Here is a 21964-nt window from a genome sequence, read left to right as displayed (position 1 = left end):
AGATTGCCATCAATGGCCTTCGTTAGCCGAATTTTCTTTGCAGCGCTTGCCGGCTGCCTGGCCCTGGATATCGCAGCCGCGGCTGAAGCGCCGGTGGCCTACAAGCTTTCCCCCGGCGACACGGTAGAGATAGGAATTGCCTCCATAGCGGAACGAACGCAACGCGCGATTGTCCAGATGGATGGCTCGATCGCGCTGCCCGAGTTCGGGATGATCCCAGTTGGCGGGTTGACGCCGGCTGAATTGCAGACGCGCATGGAAGCGGTGCTGCCAACCAAGATCGTCCACCAGCGTCTGCCTGATGGACGGGAGCAAATGATCGTCATCAAGCCGAGCGACGTCACGGCCGTGATCGCGGAGTACCGGCCGATCTACGTGACTGGCGATGTGCTGACGCCAGGGCAGCAGGCTTACCGGCCACTCATGACAGTCCGGCAGGCGATTGCGGTCGCCGGCGGTTTCAGCCTTCTGCGGTCGCGGGCAAGCCAAAGCGGACCTGATCCCGTTGATCTGCGACGCGACTACGAGTCGATCTGGGGGGATTATATCAGGGACTACTTTCATGGCGCCCGTATCCGCGCCGAACTTCAGAACCAGGCAGAATTTGACATGCAGCCGCCGCAAGGTTCGCCCCTGTCGAATGCATTGATATCGGCGGTCGCGCAGGCGGAAGCGGAGGGTCTCAGAATTTCGCTGAACAATTTTCAACAGGAGCAAAGCTATCTCGACAAGACCGCCAAGGATGCCGAGGCTGAGGTCGAGGTTCTGCTCAAGCGCGAGCAGACGGAAGCGGCCGCGGTGAAACAGGATGAGGACGATCTGGCGCGGGTCACCAAATCGTTCGAATCGGGCAACCTGACCAACAGCAGGCTCGCCGACGTCAGACGTGCCGTGCTGATGTCGTCGAGCCGGGCGCTCGAGACGTCGGTCGAACTCATGAGAACGCGACGCCAGCAGGAAGACTTCGTCAGGCAGCAGGAACGCAATGAAAATCAACGAAGGATCGGCCTTCTGAACGAGTTGAGGGACACCGACCTTCGCCTCGCCGAGACCACTGCAAGGCTCCACGCAGCCAGCCAGAAGCTTCAGCCATCAGGGGCGTCCGCTCTTCCACTGCCGGTCGCCGGCGAAACCTTCCAGGCCCGGATCACAATAACCGGCGGGGCCGGCGACGCGTCGAGAAGTCGACCGGTCGACCAGGACACTGAGGTCGCGCCTGGAGACACGATCGAGGTGAGGTTCAGCAGCGACCTGCAGAGTGCGGCGATCCAGTAGCTACGCGGACGTGAACCTAGCCGGGAACGATGAGGCTGATGCCTCGCCTCACAGCATGAAGACATGGGCGACCTGAGAAATCGAGCATGGGAAAATCAAGAAAGCGGGTTTGTCGTGATTGGTGAAATAGATGTCGCCAGCGCCTACAGCACCGGCCGCACCGACTTCATGGGACTGAAGTTGGTTGTCGCGCCCGGCGTGCTCGTCCCTCGCCCGGAGACGGAATTGCTCGGCTGCACCGCCCTCAATGTGCTGCGTGAACTTAATCGGCCGGTCCCGCGTGTCGTCGACATGTGCTGCGGGGCAGGCAATCTCGCCTGCGCCATTGGATACAAGGTCCCCACCGCGCGCGTCTGGGCGAGCGATCTCACTGACAGCTGTGTAGAAACCACGTGCCGGAACGTCGCCCATCTTGGCCTGGCCGGACGCATTTCGGTGCTGCAGGGCGACCTGTTCAATTCCTTCTCGGGTCTGGAGCTCGAAGGCACGATCGATCTGGTCGTTTGCAACCCGCCTTACATCTCCGAGAAGCGGCTCGAAAACGACCGCGCGCATTTGATGGAACTTGAACCACGTGAGGCGTTCGCTGCCGGGCCCTACGGCCTGAGCATTCACATGCGGGTGATCAAGGAGGCGCGGCGCTATCTGCGGCAAGGTGGTATGCTGCTTTTCGAGGTCGGGCTTGGCCAGGACCGGCAGGTCATGAGTTTGGTTGAACGTTCCAAAGGCTACGAGAGCATTCGCACGGTTGCGAACAATGCTGGTGAAGCCAGGGTGGTTTGTGCACGAGCCAGAACGCCAGCGTGAGCCGCGCCATGGGTTTGCGCGCTCGGTTGGGAAGACGCCCTTATTACCATCGCCCGGCGATCAGTTTTCCTTGCTCACCACGTAACGTGCAATTCCCTGGATGGAATCGAAATTCTCAGGCAGAAGTTCACTGTCCTCGACAGTGATGCCGAATGTCTCCTCGACGAAGCCGATAACTTCAAGCACTCCAGTCGAGTCTATGATGCCCTGGTCGAGCAACGACGTTTCAACCTCCAGGGCACGCGGGTCGGCCACGTAGAAATTTGACGCCAGAAAGGCGCGTATCTGATCGCTGTAGGTGTCAATTCTGTTGTTCGTGCTCAGCATTGAATTGGCCTCCGATCCAAATGATTTCCAGGTATCGCTTTATGACAGCGCTATTTTCTTGAGCTTGCCCGTGTCCGTCATCGGTAGACTGGACACAATTTGGATGGACTTCGGAATCATGAAGTTTTCCAACCGCTTCTGACATTCCATCCGCAGCTGCTTTTCGCCTATGATCGTTCCTTGCTCCATGACGACAAACGCTTTCACTGCTTGCCCCAGCAGGTCGTCGGGAACTCCGACAACCGCGGCTTCCCGTACTCCCGGGATTTCCATCAGCACGTTTTCGACTTCCCTAGGCGCCACCTTTTCTCCCCGCGATTTTATGATCTCATCGCTGCGGCCGACAAAATAGAGGTACCCTTCCTCGTCCATTCGGCAGTAGTCGCCGGTGTACAGAACCTGCTCGCCGGGCAAAGGGCCAGGCTTGAGCTTCCTCGCGGTAGCCTCCGGCTTACCCCAGTAGCCCTTCATGACCGTTGCTCCGCGGATGACCAACTGGCCGACGACATTGGGACCGACCTTTCGGTCATCCTCATCGACAATCCACATTTCGGTGTTCGGGATGGCGATCCCCACGCTCAACGGTTTTCGCGCAAGATCTTCCGGCGGAAGATAGGTGCAGCGTTTGCATTCGGTCAGGCCGTACATCGAATAGATCCGGGCATCGGCAAACAGTTCCTGGAGCAGGCGAATGTGCTTGAGCGGCAGTGCCGCAGCAGTGTTCGTGACATACCTTATGCTTGCAAAATCATTTGCCTTCAGCGTCTTGAGATCCGACAGCGCGGCAAAGATGGTCGGCACGCCGGGAAAGCCTGTAACTCTCTCCCTTTCGATGATCGCAAGTATCTGTGCGGGGAAGGCAAACGAGCGCTCGAGGACCAACCGCGCCCCGGTACGGAATGCCATTATCATCTGATAGAGGCCGTAATCGAAGGCCAGGGGCAAGACATTGAGGATCACGTCGTCTTCGCCAAGCTCGAGGTACGAGGCGATAGACGCGCAGGCTGCCATCATGTTCCTGTGTGTCAGCATCACGCCTTTGGGTTCGCCGGTCGAGCCCGACGTGTAGATGATGGCTGCGAGATCGATATCGATGCGGCGGCGGGCCGGCGCTTTGCCGTGGCCGGCAGCCGCCTCATCCCAGCGCACGGCATGCGGCAATCCCCGGAGCTCGGCGTCGTCCACCTGACCGGAGACGATGAGCCGCCGCAGCGACGGACAGTTACGCGCCGGCTCAGTAAAGATCGGCTGCAAATGTTTGTCGGTGATCAATGCCGCCGGCAGGCAATCGTTGAGCAAATACCCCAGCTTGTCGCTCTTGGTGAGCGGATTGACGACGCACACAACGGCGCTCGCCTTGAGAACCGCCCAGAAGCTGACCACGGTCTCGACGGTGTTGTCGGCGAAGATCATGACGCGGTCACCGGGGGCGACCCCGGACGTGACGAGATGATGGGCGACCGCGTTGGAACGTGTCTCAAGCTCATCATAGGCGAGCCGGTGCCCGCCGCACACCAGCGCCACCTTGTCGCCGAGCCGGCCGGCCGAATGGCTGAGGTAGTCGTGCAGCAGAGGGACGGCGCCATGCATCATACCAGCACCTCTTGCCTGTGCAGGTGATCGACATCTATCCTGAGGTCGACCGCACACCCGCTCGAAGGGCGGCTTGCGACAAACTGCTGATGGAGGAGCTGCGTCGACAGCACGCCGACCAACGCCATGTTGTCCGAGTTGGACAGATCCCCATCGCCGGTCTTGGCAGCGCATTTGTCCAGCAGGCGCGCGACCGAGTTCGGATCAAAGACATTCGCCGCGCGCAGGGCAGTCTCCGAGAGTGCTTCGCGGACATAGGCGGGTGCGCTATCGCCGATGAAGCAAAGTGCGTTGGGCGCCCGGTAGGGTTGCTTCTTGCGGGCCACGACTTCCGCGGGCACGATCGATTTCGCCACACGCTTCAGCACGTGTTTCTCATCCAGAATGCGCAGCTTGTAGTCGGCCGGTAGCGAATTCGCCAAGGCCACCAGCCTGTCGTCCAGGAACGGGAACCGCCCTTCGACGGAATGGGCCATCAGCATCCTGTCTCCCTGCGAGGAGAGCAGGTAGCCCGACATCAGCGTCCTGATCTCAAGATACTGGTCCTGCGCGAGAGGACCCCATCGTTGAAACTCTTCGGGCAGGCGGCAGAGCAGGTCCGCCACCACGTCGTGACGCGCCGTTTCGGCGTGCATGTCGGCCGAGAACAGCCGTTTGATGGCGCTGGTGGTGCGCCAGCGGGTATCATGCGCGAAGCCGGGCGCGCCAAATGCATGGATACCATGTCCAAAGAACTGGCGCGCCATCGCCTGCTGCTTGACCGGCGAGCGGCTCAGATAAGGGTAGAGGCGTTCCAGCAGTCGCGCGCGTCGGGCAGAGGCGGGCTGCCGCCCCCAGAAGCGGCGGACCTTGCCTTCCCGGAACAGGTCGTAGCCGGCGAACATCTCGTCGGCCCCTTCGCCGGTCAGCACGACCTTGATGCCATGTTCGCGCACCAGCCTCGAGAGAAGGAACAACGGCGCCGGCGCCGTCCTGAGAATCGGACGCTCGGCGTGACGGATCACATCTGGGAAGATGTCGGCGATGTCACTGCGCGAAACCATCACCTCGTGGTGCTCGCCGCCGCTCGCACTTGCAACCAGCCGCTGGTAACGGGTTTCATCATATTCGGCGTCAGCAAAACGCAACGAGAAAGTCTGGAACGGCGCGCCGGCGAAGCGCCTCCCGAGCATGGCGACAAGTGAGCTGTCGAGCCCGCCGGAAAGGTAGCAGCCGACCGGCACATCCGCCTTCACCATCCTAAGCGCCGTCGCGGCCTGCAAGGCGCCGCGCACTTCGTCCACCGCATCCTCCAGCGAGCCCCTGAAGGTGCCATGGGACAGGTCCTCGCTCTCGGGATAGCAAGGTTTCCAGAAAGCCTGCTCACGAACGCTGCCATTGTCGTAGATGCGGACATGGCCGGGGGTAAGTTCCTGTACTCCCTGAAATACGCCTTGCGGCGGTACGACGGTCCACAGCGTGAAAGTCTGGTCGACCCCCGCCGGATCGAAGGCCCGCGGTATCGCCGGGTCGGCTGCGAAGATGGCCTTAACTTCGCTGGCGAAATGCAGGCGGCCAGCGTGTTCGCACAAATGCAGCGGGCAGATGCCGAACCGGTCGCGCGACAGGACGAGGCGGCCTGTCAGCGAGTCCCAGATGGCGAGTGCCCACTGCCCGTTCAGCCGCTCGAACGCGCCCACGCCCCACGCGCGGTAGGCATGCACGACGACCTCCGTATCGCTGCGGGTGCGGAAACGATGTCCCAGGGCTATGAGTTGGTCACGCAACTCGACGTAGTTGAAGATCTCGCCGTTGAACACGATCCAGGTGGTATTGCCTGTGTCGGCGAGAGGCTGCTGTCCGGTCGAGAGATCGATGACCGACAGGCGGGTATGCGCCAGCCCCGCTCGCTTGTCGCGGTAAAGGCCGCTTTCGTCCGGACCTCGATGGGAGAGCGCGGCTGCCATTCTCAGAAGCGCGGCTCGTGACGGAGGCTCCGCAGCCGCTTTCAGCGCCACAATTCCGGCGATGCCGCACATGGGTCAATCCCTGTCCATCGCAGCGGACAGCTGCGGCCGTGCGTGAAGGTAGCGTGCGGCGCGGCGTTTGCTGACGATATCCTTATAGACCTTCTCGACCTGCTCGGCCGTGAGGCCGGCGGCGGCGGCGACCGCGCCGGCCGAAATTCCGTGATTCATGCCGTAGAGGCACAAATCCATTAACTGATAGGGCAAGGCGAAGTAGAACTCCTCCTGGGTTTGCGCCATGGAAAACGTGTCCGTGGTCGGCGGCCTTGTTCGGACCTCCGTGTCAATCCCGAGATATTCCGCCAGCTGGTAAACCTGGGTCTTGTAGAGATGGACGATAGGCATCACATCGGCGACGCCGTCGCCCTGCTTGACGAAGAAGCCCTGGTCGTATTCGAGCCGGTTTGGCGTGCCTGCCACTGCATAGTTGAGGCGGTCCGCATGATAATATTCGGTCATCTTGCGAACCCGCTGCTTGTAGTTGGTAGCAGCGACGATCTGCAGGTAAGCCGCCGGCGACAGACGCACGGTGTCGATCTTTCCGTCCGGATCCTCGACCGTAAGGCGCGTGATATTGAGGCCGCTGCTCTCCAGCACCGATGCCATGACCAGCTTGCATTTCCAGCCTTCGCCATATCCAGGGACGGCAGTTCGGATGGCCTCGATCTGTCGGGCGTAGGCGCCAATGCCTTCGAGCGCCGGCTCGATATCTTCAAGGATGGTGTCGATGCCAAGCTGCCCAGCGACGCTGCGGCCAAGCCTCAACGAGTCGCCTGACGAATCGCGCTCCGGCATGAACAGGCCCAGTACCTTGTACTTTCCGAACGCCCGTGCGCACACCGTTGCGACGACCGAACTGTCGATGCCTCCGGAGAGCCCGACGACCACTCCGCGACGCCGTTGTGTGCCGAGAACCTGTTCGCGCAAAGTCTCGACGATGCGATCGATCTCCAGCCGGGCATCGAGCGCCAGCACATCGCTGCTGAATTCGCCGATCAGGTCGATGACACTGCCTCCTGTTTGCGTGACTCGATTGAAGAGTAGGTCTCGGTCACAGCGTTTTCGATGAGTGGGCGATTGACGGTCAGATGAGGCTCCACGACCATGTCGATGTGGGTGCCGGCGATCGGAATGACGTCCAGATGGACGAATGCCCGATCCCACCCGAGTGCAAGGGGCATTCCGGGCCGCGCGCAACGGAACAAGGTGCCGGTGATCGGCAGTATCGGCCTAGGTTCTGTCAGCCATTGGAAGAAGGCCCGCGCCCGCAGAACCTCCTGCAGTTCCAGTTTGGTTCTGAAGCTCGTCGGATTGAACTGACCCTCGGCATAGCGGTCGAGGAAGCCGGCAAGCCGGGATTCGCAGTGCATTTTGACCGCGACCTTGGCAAGCGCGCGACACGCCACCCGACTAGCCGATATACGATTGGTTCGGATCCGGTGAAATGTCCGGGTAATGGTCTCCCAACGCTTGCTGCGCTCGCCAACCAGGCTGGTATCCAGAATGCCCGTGAACGCTACCGCTCGCCCTTGATCAAGCAGACGCGCGGCAACCTCAAAAGCGACCGCTCCTCCGAGCGAGTGGCCAAGCAGGCGAACACAGCCGGTCGGCTGCACGCGGTTGATATGATCAATTGCAGCTTCGACCATTGCGGCGACAGTGTTCTGACCTTGCAGGATCATGCCCAGGGCCGGATATCTGATGGGAGACACCCTGGCGACCTTGCTTATTGCTGATGCGAACGAAGCAAGGCTCGGACCATAGCCGACCGACCCGGGGAAAAGGAAAAGCAGCGGAGGCTCGTGTTTCCAGGCGGGCGCGTGCTCTCCGCCTCCTTGAGCGGAAATGACCGCTGCAACCATCTCATCGAAGCTCATTCCAACCGTGAAGGCTTCCAATCCGAGCTCTTGCCCGATCGCGCTTTCGATTTCCATCACGCAATGCAGCAGCTTCAGCGAATCTCCCCCCGCTTCATCCCAGCACCCCAGTGCGACCCGCGTTTTAAGGACCTTGGTCCAGGCACGCCGTACGATCTGATGAGCAGGAACTTCATTTCCCGCATGGGCGATTTGCGGTGGGGGCGTTGTTTCCCGCACCGAAAGGTCGATTGCAGCCAGCATTGCCATATCGATCTTTCCGCTGGCCAGCCGCGGTATCTCGGCGCTTGCATGGAGCCGCAGCGGGCAAAGCGCCGGCGGCAATTTTGTCCTGGCAAATTGGCGCAGCTCGTCGCAAAAACTGACTCCCGCCCTGCCGTGCGGTACGGCGAACGCAACCAGTTCATTCGCCGGGGTGACGATAACCACGGCATCCTTCACCGACGGCGCGCCACGCAGAACCCGTTCGAGTTCGGCCGGCTCAACGCGCCGCCCATTGACCTTTATCTGGCGCCCTTTGCGACCGATGATCCGCAACAGGCCATCACTCCCAATTTGCACAAGATCGCCCGTTGCAAAGATACGAAGCGTCTGGTCGGCGGGATCTATTTCAAACGGAACAACTGCCCCGTTTTCCCAATATCCGAGTGCGACATACGGGCTTCTGATCAACAGTTCTCCGATCTTGCCGGGCTGAACCGGGTAACCCTCTTCATCGACAATTGCGAAGCTGATTCCCGGAAGCAGCCAACCGACGGGAGCTGAGGAATCGAATTCCGGCCAATCGTGCGGCAAGAACCACTGCGATCCAGTCGTTTCCGTCGATGAATAGCCGATCTGCACCAGGCAAGTTGGCGGGACAGCCTTGCGCACCAGGCGGATGTCGGCCGAGGACACCTTCTCGCCTCCAATTCGGGCAACCCTGAGTGAACCAAAGGCGTCCGCGGGCTCATCCGCCAGGAGAGCGCGAAGCAATGCCGGCACCAGATACGTGATCGTCACGCCTTCCGATTGCATGCGGCCGCGAACCGAGCGCAGGCCGACGGCTTCGACCTCCACAAGCTGCAACGTAGCACCCGTAAGAAGAGCAGCAAGGATTTCCCGGCAACCGGCGATGGTTGCCGGGCCGGTCAGGGGCAGGAAAACATCCTGCGCATTGATGTGGCAGGCGTCGACATATTGCTGCACTCGGCACAGCAAGCTCCGCTGGCTGTTGACAATCCCCTTGGGGCGGCCCGTGCTGCCGGAGGTATAAAGCACCATTGCCGGTGCATCGACAGAAACGGTACGGTGTTCAGCTGGACGAAGCGTTGCCTGCAACGATTGCGCTATCTCGATCCGGGCAACGTGCTGGGGCAGATCAAGGCCATGGATGCCTTTGTCGCCAATTATGGCGGAGAGCCTCGCGTCGGCGACGATTTCGTTGATGCGCGAGTCCGGATCTCGCACGTTAAGCGGTACTGACGGTCGACCGGATGCCATGCTGGCCAGCATCGCAACTGTGTACCAGACCGAGTTGGCCTGAAGTATTCCAACCGCATTTCCGTCGGGAACGACGGCTTCAATCCGGCTGGCCAAGGCCTCGACCGCCCGAAAAAGCTCGGAATAGGTCAGTCGGTTGGTGCCGTCGCTGGCGGCTAATTTTTCGGAATAATGCCCGGCGATTTCCCTCAGGTGATCAAAGACCGGAATGTCGACGAAGCCAGTTCCCATCCGTTGATGCAGACGTAGAACGGGCCCGCCCTCGTCAAGAGCATGATCGGGAACTTTTGACCATCGACAAGAGACCACCGGTTGGTAGTCAGTCTGCACCGTTCGAATCGCCCTCGAAGATTCTAAATGCGCCAGAGACATAAGGGCCCCACGCTAGGATTGTTGCCGCTTATCGCCCCGCGGCATGATCTTTTCATCAATCATTCGGATGATGCGCCAGGCGGTCTTGATCGCTTGAATCGTTCGAAGTTGAGCATGCAAGCCTGCGCCCGCCCGGGCTGTGGGACTACCTTACCGAGGTGTCGGGCTGTGCGCTGCTGTCCGCTTCGCCGGCGCCTGAAACGAAGCAATATGCGAATACTTCTCCTCCAAGCTCATCCGTGACACGAACCCAGTTGTTTTCCCATGTCCGCAGGGTAACCTGGCGTCCTGTTGATATAGTCGCCGCCGTGAACGGGCTGGACGCATTGACATTACTCGCCGCAACTACGTCGTCCCCTTCCATTTGCTCTACCAGGTATGTTTGCATCACTGCTCCTGACTGCAGGGCATGGCCGGCTCAATTGCGTGTAGCTGGAGGCATGAACTCCCAACCGCAAGGAACGGATTTCGTTCCATGCAACAGGCAGCACTACCGCCGGCAGTCAGCGTTCAGACTGCCCTGGCAGGACCATGGCCTAGCCGCTGAATGACTTGGCCAGGACTGAGCTATGCTTTGGCGGAGATGGACCCTCGCGTTGCGAAGCCGCATACTTCTGGAATAGTGCAATCTTGTCGGGATAAGTGATCCGGATTTCGCTGTGACACCCCTCGCAGCGATATTTGGATGCAACCTGAAACCAGCGCCCGGGTTTCAGCAAAGCCAATCCGCAACGCGGGCATTTGAATGTCATTTCAAGAGGGCATAGATTCTGACACAGCGGCATTTCGCAGATTCCATAAGAGATAGCTAATGTTAGGCAACGGCAGCCGGCCGGAATCGTTCCTAGACGCCGTTCTTTTCGTTAGGCCGATGACCAACCCGGACGCCAGAGACTATTGGTTATCCGCGATGCCATATTCACTGACGCAGGCCTGAACTCAGGCGCATCCCGCTTTCATAGTGACGTCGAGCCTGAGCGCCGATCGAACGGTTGTCAGAAGGTTTTATGAGAACTTGTTCACCGGGCCTCGGCACCGAGCGTGATGGCCTCGGGGCGACGACGGGCCGCACGGTCGACGACACGACCTCTAATCCGGACGCTGAAACAACGCCGCGCGCCAGCATGTCGAACAGCACTACCGCGATCAGTGAAACAAGAAGGACGAAAGCAGCGCAACCAGGCGGCGACCCTTGAGCATCTCGCCTATATCGTTGTGCTCGGGAGCCGCGATCCCGATCGAACTTATGGATATGGATGCGCTGTTGAAAGCAACCGACGCATCCCTTGGCGAAATGCGTCGGTTCCAGAAGCTTATGCGTGGCGGATTTCCGTTCCCAGCACCTTCAGACATTCGCGGATGAACGCAGCAAGCGCCGTCCAGCCTTTGGCAGAAACCATTGTCCCGTCCACATAGGCCTCGGTCGGCGACAGGTCGATATAGGTGCCACCCGCCAGTGTCACCTCAGGCTCGCAGGCGCCGAGTGCTGCGACCTTCTTGCCACGCACCACGCCGTCAACAGCGATCAGGATCTGCACACCGTGGCAGATGGTGAAGATCGGCTTCTTGGCCTCGTGGAAATGGCGCACGATGGCCTGCACGCGCTTGTCGGTGCGGATGTATTCCGGGCCGCGGCCGCCCGCGCAGTAGACGGCATGATATTGATCGAGCTGCCTCTCGGCTTCCGAGAAAGTCTTGTTGATCAGCGCATAGTGGCCGAGCTTTTCGGTGTAGGTCTGGTCGCCCTCGAAGTCGTGCAGCGAGGTCTTGATCAGATCTCCGGCGTTCTTGTCTGGGCACACCACGTGGATGGTGTGACCGACGGCTTCCATGGCTTGCTGATAGACAAAGATTTCGTATTCTTCGGTGAACTCACCGGTCAGCATCAGTATCTTCTTGCCTGGCATGGCTCTTCCTCTCAGTGTTTGAGCTAGGCAGTGCGCGGACCGCGCCCTGCCTTTCGGTGAAATCGGATAGGGTTAGAATGGCGAGTCGGGGAAATAGTATTCCTTGGCGTTGGCTTGGGTGATCAACGGCGCGTCGAGCTTGACGGTGCCACGGACGGGTGCCTGGCCGATCAGGTTGGCGACGGTCATGTAGATCGCGGTCTTGATCATCGACGGCGGATATGGCGTCTCGACCGGCGTCATGGCGTCGCCGTCGATCACCTTCTTGACGATGTCCTTCATGCCGTTGCCACCGAGCGCCAGCTTGATATCGGTCCGGCCCGATTGCTTGACCGCTTCGAGCACGCCAAGCAGCATGTCGTCGTCATTGGCCCAGACCGCATCGATATGCGGGTACTTGGCCAGATAGTCCTGCATCAGCTTGAAGGCCTCGTCGCTGTTCCAATGCGCGTACTGGATGTCGAGGACTTTCAGGTTCGTACCCTTGATCGTGTCCTGGAAGCCCTTGATGCGCTCGTCGTCGATGACGGTCGGAATGCCGCGCAGCACAACGACGTCGCCCTTGCCGCCGAGCTTGTCGATCATGAACTTGGCTGTGTTGGTGCCAACCGCGATATTGTCGCCCGCGAGGTAAAGATCCTGGACGGAGGCGTCAGTCAGACCGCGATCGACGACGGTAATGAACGTGCCCATGTCCTTGATAGCCTTGACCGGCTGAGTCAGCTCTTCCGAGCTGTAAGGCAGGATCACCAAAGCATCCAGCTTGCGGCTGGCCGACAGGTCCTCAAGCGCGCTGACCTGCTCCGCCGCGGACGGCGACGTCTTCACGACCACTTCGACGTTCGGGAACGCGGCGTTGATTTCCTTGGCCGCCGCCTGTGCGTGATAGACGATGCCCGCCGTCCAACCGTGGTCGGCTGCCGGTATCGACACCGCGATGACCTTCTTGTCTTGCGCCATGGCCTGACCGGCCAGCAGCAGCGCGCCAAGTGTCGCCGCCGCAATCCATTTTCTACTGAACATTGTCTTCTCCCTTGGACCTATAAGAACGTTGATCCGCGTGGTCCGGACGCGGCGCTATTTCGAATTCGAAAACCGCTGGATGAGCATGGCGATGATGATGATGACGCCCTGAACAGCGGCAACGAGGTATTCCGAGACGAAGTCCGACAGCACCATGAGGTTGGCGATGAGCTCCAGGATGACGGCGCCGGCGACTGTTCCCCACACATGGCCCTTGCCGCCGCGCAGCGCGGTGCCGCCGATCACCACGGCTGTGATGACCTGCAGTTCCCAAAGCTGTCCGGTCGTCGGCGTTGCAGCGCCCAGGCGCGGCACGTAGCAGATCGCGGCAATGGCCACGCAGGCACCCTGGACGATATAGGCCACGGTCCGTGTCCTGATCACCGAGATGCCGGAATAACGGGCGACATCCTCATTGGCGCCGACCGCCGCGCATTTGCGGCCGTATTTCATCTTGTACAGGATGAAGGATGCGGCCGCGGCGACGGCGACGGATATGAGGATAGGAACCGGGATGCCGGCAACCGTGCCGAAATAGACAGGCCGGTAGGCCTCGCGCAGCGATCGGTCGATCGGTATCGTGCCGCCGTCGGTCAGATAGGTTATCAGCGCCCGGAAAATCCCCATCGTGCCCAGCGTGGCGATAAACGGTTCGATCCTGCCGACCGTGACGATGAGGCCGTTGGCAAGCCCGCACAGCAGGCCGACCAGGATCGCCACCGCCATGCCGGCGGGAATAGCCCAGATACCGGCATGCGGGGCCACCGTGTTCATGAACATGATGGTGATGCCGGTGATGAAGGCGGCCATCGAGCCGACGGAAAGATCGAGCCCGCCGGACGAGATCACAAATGTCGCGCCGACCGCGATAATGGCGATGAAGGCGCTGCGGGTGATGACGTTGGCGAGATTGGTGGCGGACAGGAAATCGGGGTTGATGAGGTAACCCACGACCAGGAGGGCCGCCAGCGCAAGGAAGGGCCCGATGTCGGTCCAACTGACATTGAGATCCAGGGGGCGACGCCTGGGTGCGGATTCGGTCATGACAGCCATTCTGTGCCTCCCTTGGCTTTTAGCCCTGGCTTGGGGCCACTGGTCGCCAGTACCGCCACGTTGCTTTCGGTCATTTCGGCGCCGCTGACCTCGCCGGTGATGCGGCCTTCGCGCATCACCAGGATGCGGTCGCAGATGCCGATCAGTTCCTGCATCTCCGAAGAGATGACGATGCAGGCCTTGCCCTTGGCCACAAGCTCCTGGATGAAGGCATAGATCTGCGCCTTGTTGGCGATGTCGATGCCACGCGTGGGCTCGTCGATAATGACCACCGAAGGATCGGTCAGCAGCACCTTCGCCAGCAGCAGCTTCTGCTGATTGCCCCCGGAAAGCTGGCCCGCCTTGGCGCCGAGGCTCTTCAGCCTGATGTCATATGTCTCCACGGCCTGTTCCAAGGCCTCCGCTTCGCGGCGCCGACCCATCGAGAGGCCGGGATGGAACAAACCGAGCGCCGACAGCGTCAGGTTAGGCGCCAGGCGCTCCTGCAGCAGCAGTCCCTTGCCCTTGCGATCCTCGGTCAGGTAACCGACGCCGGCGTCGATCGCCGCGCGCGGCGATTGGAAATGGATCGACTTGCCCTCAAGTTCGACCTTGGCGGCCGCCGGGCGCAGGCCGATAATGCCCTCGAAGAGTTCAGTTCGACCTGCGCCGACCATGCCGGCGAACCCGAGGATCTCGCCTTTGTGGACCGTGAACGACACGTCCTCCGCATAGCCGGGAACGGAGGCGTTCCTCACGCTCAGCATCGGTACATCCGAAGGCGCTGCGGTCCTTTCAGGATAGAGTGCGGCCAGTTCGCGACCGACCATCAACCGCGCCATATCCATCTGGCTCAGCGTCTTGCCGGGATAGGTGCCGACCATCTTGCCGTCGCGCAGAACGGTCACTTTGTCGGCGACCCGTTGCACCTCGTCCAACCGGTGGCTGATATACAGCACGGCGGTGCCGTGAGCCTTCAGTCGCAGGACGATCTCCAGAAGGCGCTCGACCTCGCCACCGGTCAGAACGGCGGTCGGCTCGTCGAAGATAACCAATTTATAGTCGTCAAGCAGAGCACGAGCGATCTGCACCATCTGCCGGTCTGCCAGCGAGACGTCTCGCACCAGTGCCCTTGGCGAGACCGCGCAGCCGATCTGCGCCAGTTTGTCGGCCGCCAGCCGGCGCATGGTGCGGTCATCCACGACAAGGCCACGCGAAAGCTCTCGCCCGAGAAACAGATTGTCGGTGACCGTGAGCCCCTCTGCGAGCAGGATCTCCTGATGGACCAAGGCGATACCGGCATCCTGTGCCTGGCTGGGCTTGGCAAATTTCACCGCGTGTCCGTTCATCGACAATGTGCCATGGCTTGGCTCGACATAGCCGGACAGCAGCCGCATCAACGTCGACTTGCCGGCACCGTTCTCGCCAATGATGGCGTGGACCTCACCGGGCAGGATGTCCAAAGTGACGTCCGACAACACCGTCACCGGGCCGTATTGCTTGGACAATTGCTGGGCGCGCAGCACCGGTTCGAGCGAACCATGCGCATTGCTGGACAACGTGCTCCCGCCCTCCCCGGCGATATTAGCGGCAATAGACATCCGTTCCGACCTCAATCGAATGCCGGGAGCAGGCGATCGCGCGAGTGCTCTATATGGATGCGCATCGCCTTTGCGGCGGCATCGGGATCGGCAGAGCCGAACGCGGCAAGAATCGCCTCATGTTCGTCAAGTGCCTCCTCGGTCACACGTGCATGAAACATCAGGCGGAAGATGTGGAAGTGCGTGTGCTGGTGGCCCAACGTCTCTCGGATGAGTTCGTTTTGAGAAAACTCCAAGATCTTGTCGTGGAAGATCGCATCCTGCCTGGCGAAGTTCGAATAGCGTACGCGATCATCCTTGCCGTCGCGGCGTGACATCACGCCGGCGGCTTCGAGCAACACATTGAACTTGGCCTCGTCCATCATTACGGCGGCCTTTGCGGCGCCATGCGGTTCGAGCAGCAGACGCATTTCGTACAATTCGTCGAAACGGCGCCGGGTGATCTGGGGTGCAGCACGATAACCGATCAAATGCGTCTTGAGGACGAGGCCTTCGCCTTCGAGCCGGCCAAGGGCTTCGCGGATCGGCGTGTGCGAGACGTTGAATTCCTTGACCAGGCTATCGACTGTAATACGTGAGCCTGGCGGGATTTTCAGCGCCATCAACTGCGCGAAGATGGCTTCATAGACATCTTCGACGAGACTGTTGGCGCGCTGGATGCGACCAACTCCAATGGTGGCGTCGCTTGGGTCGGGTAAGTTTGCGGTGTGCATATTTTGCCTCTTGACAGTCAGGACTGCTAACACGATGGTTCCGTCGATGCAATCCTATATCCTATACGATTTTAAAGCGGATATGTTTTAGGGGCGAGAGACACGCGCTTAGACCGTCCGATCCCAAGCCCAGTTCAATGCCTCCGTTTCCAGTCAGCCGCCGTCAAAGGACCGATCATGACCCTCTTCGCCGCCCTGCGGTTGCCGCGTGAAATCCTGTTCGGGAAAGGGCAGCGCCATGTGCTGCCGACGGTCGCCGCCCGGTTCGGCCAACGTGCGCTGGTCTGCACCGATGAGCGTTTCGCGGGCACAACGGTATTCGTCGACATCATCAAGTCCCTTCAATCAGCCTCGATCGAAGTCCTTGTGCATGACCGCGTTCTGCCCGACGTGCCACGCGACACGGTCGGCATCTGTGTCGAGGAAGCGAAGGGGTTCAGACCGGACATGGTGATCGGCATCGGCGGCGGCAGCTGTCTCGATTTCGCCAAATGCACCACGCTGCTTCTCAGCCATGGCGGCAAGCTCCAGGACTATTACGGGGAGTTCAAGGTGCCGGGTCCGACGCTGCCGCTGATCGCCGTACCCACCACGGCCGGCACCGGCTCCGAGGTGACGCCGGTCGCGGTGATTTCCGACCCGGACCGGACGCTCAAGGTCGGCATATCGAGCCCTCACCTTATCGCCGCAGTCGCCCTGTGCGACCCCGAACTGACAATGACCTGCCCCCCTGGCCTGACCGCGATCGCCGGCGCTGACGCTTTGACCCATGCGATCGAGGCCTTCACCGCCATGCGGCGCGGTGAAGACCCCAATCTGCCGCAACAGCATGTCTTCATCGGCAAGACTGACCTGACCGACCATTTCGCGTTGCTCGCGATAAAACTGCTTGGCCGGAGTCTGGAGAAAGCCTGCAGCGACGGCGCCGATGCCGACGCGCGTGCCGATGTCATGATGGGCGCTCTGGCAGCGGGCTGCGCATTCGGCACTGCCGGCACGGCGGCGGCGCATGCCGTGCAATATCCGGCAGGCGCCCTCACCCACACCGCCCATGGTTTGGGCGTGGCGACAATGATGCCTTACGTAATGACCTATAACAGCCGCGTCGCCGCTGACGAGATGGCAGAGATCGGCGCGGCACTTGGCTTGGAGACGAAGGCGAGAACCACCGCCCAGATGGCAGCCGCCACAATCGAGGAGATCAGGCGATTGTTCGCGGCGATCGGCATTACGCCAACACTGGCGGATCTAGGCCTCCCTGCCGATAAGCTTGACTGGACCGCCGAGCAAGCGCTCGGCATCGACCGCCTGATCAAGAACAATCCGCGTGCCTTCGATCTCGGCACGATGCGACGCCTCGTTCAGGCTGCCCATGACGGCGACCTCGCCGCCTGCGTTATGTGAAAACGGAACAAAGCGATGAATTTGAACGCTCAGCAGCTCGACCAGGATGGCTATGACGTGCGCGGTTTTTCACACGGACTCTACATCGACGGTACTTGGCGACCGTCCTCCGACGGTCGGCTCATCGATGTTGTCGATCCCTCCTCCGGGGCGGTGATCGCGGCGGTTCCCGATGCGACAGTCGAGGACGCCACCGCCGCCGTCGAGGCCGCGGCCAAAGCAGCTAAGGGATGGCGGGAGACGGCGCCGCGCAAACGCTCGGAAATCCTTCGGCGCTGTTTTGAGCTCATGGTCGAACGCTCCGAAACGCTTGCCATGCTGATTTCCCTGGAGAATGGCAAGGCGCTGCGCGACGCGCGCGGCGAGGTAGCCTATGCAGCCGAGTTCTTCCGTTGGAATGCTGAGGAAGCGGTCCGCATCACCGGCGAGTTCGGCACCGCGCCCTCCGGCAGCAATCGCATCGTGGTCGATTATGAGCCGATCGGAATTTGCGTGCTGATCACCCCGTGGAATTTTCCGGCCGCTATGGCGACCCGCAAGATCGCGCCGGCGCTGGCGGCAGGCTGCACTGTCGTCCTGAAGCCGGCAAGTGAAACACCGCTGACGGCCTATGCGCTGGCGGCACTCTACAGCGAAGCCGGCGTGCCTGCCGGTGTCGTCAACGTGCTGACCACGACCAGTCCCGGGCCGCTGACTTCGGCCATGCTCGCCGATCCGCGCGTCAGGAAGCTGTCCTTCACGGGGTCGACGGGCGTGGGCCGAACCTTGCTCGGCGAGGCTTCAAAGCATGTCATTTCCTGTTCGATGGAACTCGGCGGCAATGCCCCGTTTGTCGTCTTCGACGATGCCGATCTCGACGCCGCCCTCGACGGCGCGATGATCGCCAAGATGCGCAACGCCGGCGAGGCCTGCACCGCCGCCAATCGCCTCTATGTGCAATCGGGAATCTATGATGCTTTTGCCGACGGGCTCCGCAAGCGCATGGCGGCACTTAAGGTGGGAGCAGGCCCGAATGCAGACACAGAATGCGGGCCGATGATCACCAGAAAGGCTGTCGACAAGATCGACCGCTTGGTCAAGGACGCCGTGGGCCGGGGAGCCAAGGTGCTTTGCGGCGGGGCGATTTCGGAGGAAGAAGGATTCTTCTATCCGCCCACAGTGCTGTCCGATGTGCCGCCCGATGCGGAGATGGCGCACGAGGAGATTTTCGGCCCGGTGGCACCCATCACACGCTTCGACACCGAGGCCGAGGCGATCGCACATGCTAACAACACGGAATATGGTCTGGCCGCTTATATATACACACGCGATATTGGACGCGGCATGCGGGTGGCGTCGGGGATCGAGGCCGGCATGATCGGTCTCAACCGGGGACTGATGTCGGATCCGGCCGCACCATTCGGAGGCGTCAAGCAGAGTGGCCTTGGCCGCGAAGGCGGCCAGCACCACGGCATCGCCGAGTTCATGGAGGCTAAATATATTGCCGTCACCTTCTGAACCGGCAGTCATGTCAAAAGACCCTTTCCGCACCCGCGACCATGTGGCCGATTTTGACTATATTGTGGCCGACATAGTGACTCGCAGCGCGGAAACCCGGGCGAACCTGCCGATGTCGGCTGATATCGCCTATGGCGAGGGCGAGGCCGAAAGGTTGGACCTGTTCTTTCCGCCCGGCGAGCGCAGGGATCTTCCCGTGCACATCTTCATCCATGGTGGCTACTGGCGCATGTTCTCCAGAAGCGACTATTCTTATGTAGCGAACACAGTCACCAAAGCTGGGGCGATCGCGGTCATCGTCGACTATGCGCTGATGCCTGAAGTCAGGATGGCGGCAATCGTCGACCAGATCCGGCGTGCCAAACAATGGGTGCTGGACAATATAGCCGCCCATGGCGGTGACCCTGCCCGGCTAAGCGTAAGTGGTCATTCGGCGGGCGCGCACCTGGCCACATTCCTGTTCGAAAAGACGCCAATGCCATCGCGCATACGTGCGGCGCTGCTGCTAGGCGGCCTTTACGACCTCAAGCCCCTTCAGACGTCCTTCCTCCAGCCGCTAATCGGAATCACCGATGAGGAGGCAACTGCCTTCACCCCGATGACGCGGTGGCATGACCCGGAGACGGCAGCGACCATTCTCGTCGGAGATCAGGAAACGTCACCTTTTCACCAGCAGGCCGCCGACTTCGGAAAGCGCTTACGCGCGCAGGGGCACCTTGTCTGCGACCTCCGCCTGAATGACCGAAACCACATGAACAGCGTGCGTGATCTGGGCATCAGCGGCACACAATCTGGCGATTGCCTGATGGCGATGATCGAGGGAAACGGCCTATAGGACGGAAGCTGGGGAAAGTAGAGCCGCTTGACTGCCGGGCCAGACACTCCCGTCACTCAAGAAAGTACCGTCACGGGATCGCGGCAGCTACCGGCATCGGGCTGAGCTTTGCGGCAGGTGAAATCCGGCAGAGGACACAACCGACGATTCCTCATCGTCTTTCTCCACACTGCATGCGAGTGGTGCCGATCGACCATCGCGACGCCCACCGCTCCGTCGGCATCATCACCGCGGGGCTATGTGCACCAGTCCTTCTCCGAACAGCTGATGAACCTCATCCGCACCAATTTGCGAACTGGCAAACTGAGCATCGCGCCTTCGGACAGGCACCTTGCACGAGCGCCGAGAATGGTGCGGGACGCCGTCATTCGCAGGCCGGCCTCACCTGAATATCAGCGCACGCTCAGTCGGTCTGGATCCAGATCGACTTGGTCTCCAGATATTCATGCAGATGTTCGATGCCGCCCTCGCGGCCGTAGCCGGACATCTTCATGCCGCCGAACGGCACCGCCGGGTCGATGGCGTGGTACATGTTGACCCACACCGAGCCGGCCTTGATGCGGCGGGCGAGCTTGTGGGCGGTGCCCAGATGACTGGTGAAAATGCCGGCGGCCAGGCCGTAGGGCGTCGCATTGGCCCGCGCAACGGCTTCGTCGAGCGTGTCGAACGGCATCGCCGAAATCACCGGACCGAAGATTTCTTCACGCGCGATGGTCATCTTGTCCGACACCGCGCCGAAGACAGTCGGCGCGATGAAATTGCCGCCGTCGTAGATCTCGCCGGTCAGTCGCGAGCCGCCCGCTATCAGTTCCGCGCCTTCGTCGCGGCCGGCCTTGATATAGCCCACCACCTTGCCGGCCTGCCTGGCATTGATGAGCGGGCCGATTTCGGTTTCCGCCTCGATGCCATGGCCGATGCGAAGCCTGCCGGCAAACTCGGCTACCCGGCGCACGAATTCGTCATGGATCTCGCGCGCCACGAACAGCCGCGATCCGGCGATGCAGATCTGGCCCGAATGCACGAACACCGCCATCGCGGCGACAGGAACCGCCTTGTCGATGTCGGCATCACGGCAGACGATGATCGGCGATTTGCCGCCGAGTTCCAGGGAAACGCGCTTGAGGTTGATCACGCCCGCCCGCGCGATGGCCTGGCCGGTCAGCGTCGAGCCGGTGAAGACGATCTTGTTGACGTCGGGATGTTTAGCGAGCCACGCACCGGCCTCCGCCCCGGTGCCGGTGACGACGTTGACGACGCCGTCGGGAACGCCGGCTTCCTGCATCAGCCTGGCGATCAGCAACGGCGTCAACGAGGCATCCTCCGAGGGCTTCAGCACGATGGTGCAGCCGGTGGCGAGCGCCGGCGCGATCTTCCAGATCGAAGCGGCGGTCGGAGCGTTCCAGGGGATGATCGCGCCGACAACGCCCACCGGCTCGCGCCTTGTGAAGCTGACGATCTCGCCAGGGATCGAATTGTCTATGGATTCGCCATGCAGCGCGGTCGCCATGCCCGCATAGAAGCGCAGCATGCCGATGACGCGCCGCCGGTTGGCGAGCGTGCGCGTGATCGGCAGTCCCATGTCGAGAGTGTCCGAAACGCTGAGCTCTTCCCAATGGGTCTCGAAGAGATCGGCGATGCGCAGAAGCACGCACTGCCGCTCATAGGGCGAAAATTTTGACCATGGCCCTTCGAAAGCCGTGCGCGCAGCGGCCACCGCCGCATCGACGTCGGCCGCCGAGCCACGCGGCACGGTGGCCAGCACTTCGCCAGTCGCCGGGTTGAGCGCCTGCATCTCCTGGCCGGACCGTGCCGGAACCCACTTGCCGCCGACGAACATCGGCCGGAATTCGCCGTGGTAGAGCGCCGTGGCCTTCGCCCGCGGGTCGAAATTCAGCGTCATCCCTTCCTCCTCACAATTCCGTGGCGACTATGCCTCCCACGCCGGTCGACCTCAAACAAAGAAAGCTAAAAGGGCGTTCAGATAATCGGACTGTGCAATGTACGCGACTTCCCCGATGGTGCCGGCAATGGAGGAGCAGATATGAGACTTGCTGGCAAGGTCGCCATCGGCGGCAGACCTGGCCCGCTCGGCCTTTGGCGGTCTCGACATACTGGTCAACAATGCCGGCGTGGCCCAGCCGCCCTGGCGCTCGAGACGATGGACGAAGAGATGTTCGACCGGATCGCCAACGGCGGCGTCTCGCCTCGCCCGA

At 61.1% G+C, this 21964-nt stretch carries 16 protein-coding genes; 5 read left to right on the top strand and 11 right to left on the bottom strand.

What is annotated here, in order from left to right:
* Positions 1 to 12 precede the first annotated feature (12 nt).
* Positions 13 to 1275 (top strand): polysaccharide biosynthesis/export family protein, encoded by a 1263-nt coding sequence (locus NKI66_RS27995; protein ID WP_023808954.1) that lies wholly within the window; start codon positions 13 to 15, stop codon positions 1273 to 1275.
* A gap of 63 nt (positions 1276 to 1338) precedes the next feature.
* Positions 1339 to 2082, top strand: coding sequence for a N5-glutamine methyltransferase family protein (locus NKI66_RS27990; RefSeq protein WP_050592622.1), 744 nt, complete (start codon positions 1339 to 1341; stop codon positions 2080 to 2082).
* A gap of 60 nt (positions 2083 to 2142) precedes the next feature.
* Here NKI66_RS27990 and NKI66_RS27985 read toward each other — a convergent pair whose 3' ends face one another.
* The 10 genes from NKI66_RS27985 to NKI66_RS27940 form a co-directional block, all read right to left on the bottom strand.
* Positions 2143 to 2409, bottom strand: a complete 267-nt coding sequence (locus tag NKI66_RS27985; protein ID WP_013533122.1) for an acyl carrier protein — start codon at positions 2407 to 2409, stop codon at positions 2143 to 2145.
* A gap of 39 nt (positions 2410 to 2448) precedes the next feature.
* On the bottom strand, positions 2449 to 4002 hold the full coding sequence (locus NKI66_RS27980; RefSeq protein ID WP_031212342.1) for a class I adenylate-forming enzyme family protein: 1554 nt from the start codon (positions 4000 to 4002) through the stop codon (positions 2449 to 2451).
* A complete protein-coding gene (gene asnB / locus NKI66_RS27975; RefSeq protein WP_023808957.1) occupies positions 3999 to 6020 on the bottom strand; it encodes an asparagine synthase (glutamine-hydrolyzing) in 2022 nt (673 codons plus the stop codon). The genes NKI66_RS27980 and asnB overlap by 4 nt, the downstream gene beginning before the upstream one ends.
* A gap of 3 nt (positions 6021 to 6023) precedes the next feature.
* The gene (nadE, locus tag NKI66_RS27970) at positions 6024 to 7007 is read right to left on the bottom strand and encodes an NAD(+) synthase (RefSeq protein WP_032908690.1); all 984 of its coding nucleotides are present in this window, start codon (positions 7005 to 7007) and stop codon (positions 6024 to 6026) included.
* The gene (locus NKI66_RS27965) at positions 7004 to 9739 is read right to left on the bottom strand and encodes a non-ribosomal peptide synthetase (protein ID WP_023808959.1); all 2736 of its coding nucleotides are present in this window, start codon (positions 9737 to 9739) and stop codon (positions 7004 to 7006) included. The genes nadE and NKI66_RS27965 overlap by 4 nt, the downstream gene beginning before the upstream one ends.
* 1313 nt (positions 9740 to 11052) lie before the next feature.
* Entirely contained in the window at positions 11053 to 11646 is a 594-nt protein-coding gene (locus NKI66_RS27960) for a DJ-1/PfpI family protein (RefSeq protein ID WP_013533129.1), read from the bottom strand.
* Between the two features lie 72 nt (positions 11647 to 11718).
* Positions 11719 to 12669 carry a substrate-binding domain-containing protein gene (locus tag NKI66_RS27955; protein WP_023808960.1) on the bottom strand — a complete coding sequence of 317 codons (951 nt, stop codon included), beginning with the start codon at positions 12667 to 12669 and terminating at the stop codon, positions 11719 to 11721.
* Between the two features lie 54 nt (positions 12670 to 12723).
* A complete protein-coding gene (locus NKI66_RS27950; protein WP_352440793.1) occupies positions 12724 to 13713 on the bottom strand; it encodes an ABC transporter permease in 990 nt (329 codons plus the stop codon).
* Positions 13710 to 15302: a sugar ABC transporter ATP-binding protein gene (locus NKI66_RS27945; RefSeq protein ID WP_352440669.1), complete on the bottom strand. Its 1593-nt coding sequence runs from the start codon at positions 15300 to 15302 to the stop codon at positions 13710 to 13712. Before NKI66_RS27945 ends, NKI66_RS27950 begins: the two co-directional genes overlap by 4 nt.
* Before the next feature lie 11 nt (positions 15303 to 15313).
* Positions 15314 to 16015: a GntR family transcriptional regulator gene (locus NKI66_RS27940; protein WP_352440670.1), complete on the bottom strand. Its 702-nt coding sequence runs from the start codon at positions 16013 to 16015 to the stop codon at positions 15314 to 15316.
* Positions 16016 to 16192: 177 nt separating this feature from the next.
* Between NKI66_RS27940 and NKI66_RS27935 the strand changes: the two genes are divergently transcribed.
* Genes NKI66_RS27935 through NKI66_RS27925 form a run of 3 tightly spaced genes read left to right on the top strand, consistent with a single transcriptional unit; the run spans position 16193 to position 19751 of the window.
* Positions 16193 to 17419, top strand: a complete 1227-nt coding sequence (locus NKI66_RS27935) for an iron-containing alcohol dehydrogenase (protein ID WP_352440671.1) — start codon at positions 16193 to 16195, stop codon at positions 17417 to 17419.
* A 15-nt stretch (positions 17420 to 17434) separates the two neighbouring features.
* Positions 17435 to 18916, top strand: a complete 1482-nt coding sequence (locus NKI66_RS27930) for an NAD-dependent succinate-semialdehyde dehydrogenase (RefSeq protein ID WP_292561310.1) — start codon at positions 17435 to 17437, stop codon at positions 18914 to 18916.
* A gap of 10 nt (positions 18917 to 18926) precedes the next feature.
* Positions 18927 to 19751: an alpha/beta hydrolase gene (locus NKI66_RS27925; RefSeq protein ID WP_352440672.1), complete on the top strand. Its 825-nt coding sequence runs from the start codon at positions 18927 to 18929 to the stop codon at positions 19749 to 19751.
* Positions 19752 to 20154: 403 nt separating this feature from the next.
* Here NKI66_RS27925 and NKI66_RS27920 read toward each other — a convergent pair whose 3' ends face one another.
* The gene (locus NKI66_RS27920) at positions 20155 to 21651 is read right to left on the bottom strand and encodes an aldehyde dehydrogenase family protein (protein WP_352440673.1); all 1497 of its coding nucleotides are present in this window, start codon (positions 21649 to 21651) and stop codon (positions 20155 to 20157) included.
* Positions 21652 to 21964: the final 313 nt, after the last annotated feature.

This window comes from Mesorhizobium sp. M0518 (assembly GCF_040321125.1).
Lineage (GTDB): Bacteria > Pseudomonadota > Alphaproteobacteria > Rhizobiales > Rhizobiaceae > Mesorhizobium.
Note: the sequence above shows the minus strand (reverse complement) of the source record. Positions and strands in the feature narration are given on the sequence as shown.